Annotated in this window: 7 protein-coding genes and 1 pseudogene; 7 read left to right on the top strand and 1 reads right to left on the bottom strand. The window is 71.7% G+C overall.

What is annotated here, in order from left to right; all coding sequences use genetic code 11:
* The 5 genes and pseudogenes from G3I41_RS07920 to G3I41_RS07900 form a co-directional block, all read left to right on the top strand.
* Nucleotides 1–274, top strand: a pseudogene (locus G3I41_RS07920) (hypothetical protein); the annotation flags it as partial.
* A gap of 121 nt (nt 275–395) precedes the next feature.
* Complete coding sequence (locus tag G3I41_RS07915) at nt 396–1,085, top strand: DUF2993 domain-containing protein (RefSeq protein WP_164399587.1); 690 nt, start codon at nt 396–398, stop codon at nt 1,083–1,085.
* A gap of 473 nt (nt 1,086–1,558) precedes the next feature.
* Nucleotides 1,559–2,404 (top strand): sulfurtransferase, encoded by an 846-nt coding sequence (locus G3I41_RS07910; protein ID WP_073964789.1) that lies wholly within the window; start codon nt 1,559–1,561, stop codon nt 2,402–2,404.
* Nucleotides 2,405–2,451: 47 nt separating this feature from the next.
* Entirely contained in the window at nt 2,452–2,739 is a 288-nt protein-coding gene (locus tag G3I41_RS07905) for a DUF1416 domain-containing protein (RefSeq protein ID WP_018101653.1), read from the top strand.
* A 158-nt stretch (nt 2,740–2,897) separates the two neighbouring features.
* Entirely contained in the window at nt 2,898–3,218 is a 321-nt protein-coding gene (locus G3I41_RS07900) for a DUF3099 domain-containing protein (protein ID WP_164399586.1), read from the top strand.
* 28 nt (nt 3,219–3,246) lie between these two features.
* On the opposite strand, the gene G3I41_RS07895 is transcribed toward G3I41_RS07900, so the two are convergent.
* Nucleotides 3,247–3,609, bottom strand: a complete 363-nt coding sequence (locus G3I41_RS07895) for a DsrE family protein (protein ID WP_164399585.1) — start codon at nt 3,607–3,609, stop codon at nt 3,247–3,249.
* 107 nt (nt 3,610–3,716) lie between these two features.
* On the opposite strand from G3I41_RS07895, the gene G3I41_RS07890 reads away from it, so the two are divergent.
* Entirely contained in the window at nt 3,717–4,550 is an 834-nt protein-coding gene (locus G3I41_RS07890) for a hypothetical protein (RefSeq protein ID WP_164399584.1), read from the top strand.
* Nucleotides 4,547–5,380 (top strand): hypothetical protein, encoded by an 834-nt coding sequence (locus G3I41_RS07885; RefSeq protein ID WP_343242086.1) that lies wholly within the window; start codon nt 4,547–4,549, stop codon nt 5,378–5,380. The genes G3I41_RS07890 and G3I41_RS07885 overlap by 4 nt, the downstream gene beginning before the upstream one ends.
* Nucleotides 5,381–5,512 lie beyond the last annotated feature (132 nt).

Below are 5,512 nucleotides of genomic sequence, written 5' to 3'. Positions count from 1 at the left end.
CGTGCTCGTACGGGCGCTGCCGTTGCCCGCGCCGGTGTCCGTCGTGGCCGCGCTGGCCGTCGCGGCGGGGGCGGGGGCGGTGGCGGGCGCCGCTACGGACCTGGGGGCGAAGGGGGCCGTGTTGGGCCTCGCCGCCGGGGTCTGCGCGTTGATCGGTCTGCGGGTCGCGAGCTACGACTACCCGTCGCGCTTCGTGCACATGACGGCGGGTGTGGCCCTGCCGCTGACCGCGGCCGCGCCGGCCGTCTACGTGCTGGGCCGCGTGCTGGCGTAGTCCCGTACCGCTCGGATCCGTACCGCTCCCTCCGCATGGCGAAGCCCTCCACGGGGAACCGTTGGGGGGCTTTCGCACGTCGATCACGCCGTACGGGCGGCAGGGTGGGGGAAGGACAGGCATGCGTGCACTGCGGATATGGGTCATCGTCCTGGTGGTCCTGGCGGCGTTGTTCGTGGCCGCGGACCGGGTGGCGGTGAACATCGCCGAGTCGCAGGCCGAGGACCGGGTGAAGGTCCCGGGCGCGGAGATCGGCTCCACCGACATCTCCATCAAGGGCTTCCCGTTCCTCACCCAGGTCGCCGGCTCGGAGCTGGACGAGGTCGACGTGAGGATCACCGGCATCGAGACCCGTGCCGCGGGCCGCACACTGCGGATCTCCACCATGAACGCCGAACTGCGCGACGTGCGGCTGACCGACGGCTTCTCCGGCGCCACCGCCGCCCGCGCCACCGGGACGGCCGTCATCTCCTACGAGGACCTGACCAAGGCCGCCAGCGACGGCGTCGCGGTCGAGTACGGCGGCAAGGGCAAGGTGAAGGTGACCGGGACGGTCGACGTCCTGGGGCGCCCGATCTCGCGCAGCGTGCTGTCCACCGTCACGCTGGTCGACGGCCACACCGTCCGCGTCCGCGCGGACAAGGTGCCGGGTGAGGGCATCCCCGGCCTGGAGAAGCTGGTCCGCGAGAAGACCGACTTCGAGCGCGAGGTCGGCGGGCTGCCGAGCGGCCTGAAGCTGGAGAGGATCCAGCCGACCGCCGGCGGCCTGGAGATATCGGTGTCCGGCACCGAGGTGCGCCTGGCGGGCTGACCGGACCCGCGGACGGCGGGAACGGCGCCCCGGCCACATAGTGAGACGAGCAGGTCCGGTCCGCAGATGGCCGGTCGGCCCGGCACCGCGCGCGACGGTGCCGGGCCCCTGCCGTAGGGGATGTCGTTCCGCATTGCGGACGATCCTGTCTCAAAATGCGACACGGCGGTGACATGCCCGGCCGTACCTCCCTACGATCGGTCCCATGCAGTGCTCTATGGGCGGGCTCCCTCAGGGTGGCCGGGCGGATCTCACGAAGCGGCGGGCAGTGGACCTGTGCCGCGTCGCCGCCATGCTCTGTCGCACTGTCTGAGCGGGACGCCCGGTTTCCCGCATTCCCAGGCCCTTCGACCGCACGTCGGGGCCGTCCCGCACGCCGCCCGTGGACACGGGACCGGCCCGCGCCCCGCACATCCGCATCACGCACGACCCGTGCACCATCTCGCCGCAGACTGCCCCGGAGGAGAAACACAATGAGCCGCAGTGACGTCCTGGTAGACGCCGACTGGGTCGAGGCCCACATCGACGACCCGCAGGTCGCCATCGTCGAGGTCGACGAGGACACCTCCGCGTACGAGAAGAACCACATCAAGAACGCGATCCGGATCGACTGGACGAAGGACCTCCAGGACCCGGTCCGCCGCGACTTCATCGACCAGGCCGGCTTCGAGGCGCTGCTGTCCGCGAAGGGCATCGCCAACGACACCACGGTCGTCCTCTACGGCGGCAACAACAACTGGTTCGCGTCCTACGCGTTCTGGTACTTCAAGCTCTACGGCCACCAGGACGTCCGCCTGCTCGACGGCGGCCGCAAGAAGTGGGAGCTCGACTCCCGCGACCTCGTGGACGGCGACCAGGTCCCCTCCCGCCCGGCCACGCAGTACAAGGCCCAGCCGCAGGACGAGTCGATCCGCGCCTACCGCGACGACGTCGTGAAGGCCATCGGCACCCAGAACCTGGTCGACGTGCGGTCGCCCGACGAGTTCAGCGGCAAGCTGCTCGCCCCGGCGCACCTCCCGCAGGAGCAGTCGCAGCGCCCCGGCCACGTGCCGAGCGCCCGCAACATCCCGTGGTCGAAGAACGCCAACGACGACGGCACCTTCAAGTCGGACGACGAGCTGCGCGCCCTCTACGAGGCCGAGCAGGTCGACCTGTCGAAGGACACCATCGCCTACTGCCGGATCGGCGAGCGCTCCGCGCTCACCTGGTTCGTGCTGCACCAGCTGCTCGGCCAGGAGAACGTCAAGAACTACGACGGTTCGTGGACCGAGTACGGCTCCCTCGTCGGCGTGCCGATCGAGCTCGGCGCCAACAAGTAACCCGTACGACCTGGACCAGCACGTTCCCCGACCCGAAGGACTGAACCATGTGTGGAGCAAAGGCCGGCGGCCCCGACGCTTCGACCATCAAGCCCGGTGAGACCACCATCCAGGGCAGCGTGACCCGCGACGGCGAGCCCGTCACCGGCTACGTCCGCCTGCTGGACTCGACCGGCGAGTTCACCGCCGAGGTCCCGACCTCGGCGACCGGCCAGTTCCGCTTCTACGCGGCCGAGGGCACCTGGACCGTCCGCGCCCTCGTTCCCGGCGGCACCGCCGACCGCACGGTCGTGGCGCAGACCGGTGGCCTGGCCGAGGTGGCCATCGCCGTCTAGGACGACGACCACCGGCGCAGCCGATGACCGGCCGAAGGGCCGTACCCCAGGGGGTTTGGACGCTTGCCTGGCGCGGGTACGGCCCTTCGTGCTGCCCGCGCCGGGGGCGGGTTTCCTCCGGACCGGCCGAACGGGCCGATCGGGCCTACGCTGGACTCATGTACCGCCGACGCCGGCGCGCCTACTTCGTACTGATGGGCGTATGCCTCGTCCTCTTCGTTTCGGCCTGGGCCTTCGTGAGGCTCTGGTCGATGCCCGCCGCCATCGCGATGTGCGTGGTCGCGATGGTGATCCCGCCCGTCGCCGCGATGGTCGGCAACCGCAAGGGGCCGGAGGACCGCTGGTGGGACGAGCCCGGCGGGCGGCAGCAGCGGCCGCCGCCCGGGGAGGCCCGGCCGGGCAAGGGCGGCGGCGCCACCGGCGATCCGGAGTCGGACGCGTGGTGGGACGAGCTGGACGGCCGGAAACGGCGCGGCTGAGAGGGCTTTCAGCGGCTGACGGGGCCGCTCAGTAGACGAGCGCCTGCACGCCGTCGGCCATGATCTCGCTGACGAACACCTGCGCCCCGGCGATCCGCACGCCCTCCAGGACGTCCTCCTCGGTGATGTCGCGCCGGGCCGCGCACTGCGTGCACAGCGTGATGTGGCCGCCCGCCTGGATCGACTCGATCAGGTCCGGCAGCGGTGCGGCGTGCGGCAGTTCGAACTCGGCGGCGCGGCCCGGAAGGGCGAACCACGCCGATTCCCCGGTCAGCCAGAGCGAAACCTCCACTCCGCTGGCGACGGCCACCGCCGCCACCGTGAACGCCTGCGAGCAGCGCTCGGCGGAGTCGGCACCTGCGGTCACCTTGATCACGAGCTTCTTCGGCATATACGGAACTGTAATCCTCGGCCGTGCAACCCCACCCCCGACCTGTGGGTCAGTTGTGTGCGCGGATAACGGAATCCGCGCTTCAAGGTCTCGTGGGGGGACCCATTTTGCATCCGAATGACAGCGTTTCCGACGGGCAGCCCGAGCCGCCCGTCGAGGCGGCCGGGGCGGGCGGGCATCCGGAGGCCGTGGCGGAGCCCGCCGCCTCCGTGAAGCGGCGCCCGCGCGGGCGTACGACCCTGATCATCGCCGCCGCGGCCGTCCTCGGCATCGCCGGCGGCATCGCGACCGGATACGGCGTCCAGGCCGACCGGGCCCCGACACCCCTGGCCGCGCTTTCGCAGCCGGGCCTGGCGTACCCGGCGAAGGCTCTGCCCGCCGGCGAGGTGCCCGACCCGCTGCCGGCCTCGCAGGACCGCCGGGTCCGCACCGACGGGGACCTGCGCAAGCTGATCGTGCCCCGGCCGAAGGGCTGGCAGGAGGACAAGAGCCTGACCGCCCTCACCCAGGACGGGTGGCTGGGGGTCGAGGACTACGCCCTGGACTTCGAGAGCGAGGACTACATGTTCAGCGACCTCCTCGACCAGGACATCCGCCGGGTCGCGGGCGCCGCCTGGAAGAAGGGCGAGTCCCGCTCGGGCACCGTCTGCCTGGTGCAGTTCCGCTCCGGCGCCGCCGCCGCCGCGCACGCGGAGGACCAGCGCTCGTACATGCCCGGGAAGCGGAGCGCCGGCAACGACGGCTCAGCGGTCAAGGGCAGCGCCGAGGGCCGCTACTACCTCTTCCCCGCCCGGCGCGAGGCCGGGTACCTGCCCTTCTACCAGGCCAGGGCGGTCTTCAGCCGGGGTGACGTCATGGTCGACATCCACATCTACGACAGCGCGCCGATCAGCAAGAAGGACATCCGGACGCTGGCCGAGCGACAGCTGGAGCGCCTGTGAGCGACGAGAACACGCCCCTGCCCGAGCCCGCGGAGCCCGCCACCGCCGCGGAGCCGGCCGCCGCCCCGGAGCCCGCTCCCGCACGGAAGGGCCGGGCGCGCCGGGTGCTCCTCGCGGCCCTCCCCGTCGTGCTGGTGCTCGCCGCGGTCGGCGGCGCGGCCGCGTACACGAAGGTCACCGTCGACGGCGCGGACCGCACGGTCCCGACCCGGCTGTGGCAGCAGCCCGCCCACGAACCGGCCAAGGACCCGGCCGGGGACCTGGCGCGCGGCAGGGCCTCCACCGAGCTGAGCAAGCTGCTGCTGCCCGTCCCGGCCGGCTACCGGCTCGGCCCGGACTCCGGCAGGTACGGGAACGACGCCGAACTCAGCGGCGCCGCGGCCACCGCCGAGATGAAGGACGGCGGGCGCGGCCTGTCGGGCCGGCAGCGTCGGGAGTTCGAGAAGCGGATCGACAAGCTCCGCATTCAGGGCCTGGCCGTCCGTACCTACGCCTCGTACGAGAACGACCTGGTCATCGACACCCAGCTGGTGCGGATGAAGGACAAGAAGGCCATCCGCGATCTCTACACCTTCCGGTCGGAACTCTTCGACAACGTCAGCGTCCTGCGCCAGGGACCCAAGATCGCCGGCCACCGGAAGAACGCCTCCTGCTTCCTCGACCCCAAGGACGACGAGCGACGGATCGAGGGGATGTTCTGCATGGCGTACGAGGGCGAGGTGCTGGTCACCTTCACGGCGTCGGGCATCGACCCGTTCCGCAAGTCGGCCGTCGCCGAACTGGTGAAGGACCAGCTGAACCACATCACGTCCCCGGGGGAGTACGTATGACCGAGCAGACGGCCGTGCCCGCGACCGGGCCGGAGCCCGGAACGGCGACGCCCGCGACCGGGCCGGAGCCCGAGGCTGCGGCGCCCGCCCCGGCCCTCGTGCTGCCGCCCATGCCGCTGATGCCGCCGGCCC

The sequence above is a fragment of the Streptomyces sp. SID9727 genome, assembly GCF_010550605.1.
In the GTDB taxonomy this organism is placed as follows: domain Bacteria; phylum Actinomycetota; class Actinomycetes; order Streptomycetales; family Streptomycetaceae; genus Streptomyces.
This window is presented reverse-complemented; position numbering and strand designations above follow the sequence as displayed.

Excerpts from the sequence above, each read along its gene's own strand:
- G3I41_RS07895 (WP_164399585.1), bottom strand. The coding sequence starts at position 3,609 with ATGCCGAAGAAGCTCGTGATCAAGGTGACCGCAGGTGCCGACTCCGCC.
- G3I41_RS07915 (WP_164399587.1), top strand. The coding sequence starts at position 396 with ATGCGTGCACTGCGGATATGGGTCATCGTCCTGGTGGTCCTGGCGGCG.
- G3I41_RS07905 (WP_018101653.1), top strand. The coding sequence starts at position 2,452 with ATGTGTGGAGCAAAGGCCGGCGGCCCCGACGCTTCGACCATCAAGCCC.
- G3I41_RS07900 (WP_164399586.1), top strand. The coding sequence starts at position 2,898 with ATGTACCGCCGACGCCGGCGCGCCTACTTCGTACTGATGGGCGTATGC.
- G3I41_RS07910 (WP_073964789.1), top strand. The coding sequence starts at position 1,559 with ATGAGCCGCAGTGACGTCCTGGTAGACGCCGACTGGGTCGAGGCCCAC.